Here is a 537-nt window from a genome sequence, read left to right on the forward strand (position 1 = left end):
GCCGGAGCGGAAGGTCTTTTAAACATACAATGCGGACGGCCCGGAAAAATGACAAAGCCAAAAAATATCCCACCACTAACAGATAAAGAGCTGGAAAAACTCTCCCCCGAAGAACTCAGGGCCGAACTGCGTTATCTGCGGGCAGAGAATGCCTATCTAAAAAAGTTGAAAGCCTTGGTTCAGAGCGAAAAAAATGGCAAAAAGCCCTGATAATCAGTGAACTAAGGCATGAACACGCTCTGCGGGACCTTCTGCGGGCGGCCGGTATGTCCCGTAGCACGTGGTATTACAATATGAATGCACTGAAGCAAGGGGACAGGTATGCGGGTCTTAAAGAGAACATCAGGAAGATATACCACTATCACAAAGGTCGTTATGGCTACCGCAGGATCACGCTCGCACTGAGAAAACAGGGGCTGCGGATAAACCATAAAACAGTGCAGCGGCTGATGGCAGAACTGTCACTCCGGTCTGTGATAAGGGCGAAAAAATATCGTGCCTGGAAAGGGAGAACGGGCGAGGCCGCGCCCAATATCC

The 537-nt window shown here is 50.1% G+C and carries 1 pseudogene; it reads left to right on the plus strand.

Annotation, left to right across the window (positions count from 1 at the left end):
- Positions 1 to 537 (plus strand): annotated as a pseudogene (locus ABD419_RS24895) (IS3 family transposase); the annotation flags it as partial.

It is taken from the genome of Glycomyces endophyticus (genome assembly GCF_039531525.1).
GTDB lineage: Bacteria > Actinomycetota > Actinomycetes > Mycobacteriales > Micromonosporaceae > Glycomyces > Glycomyces endophyticus.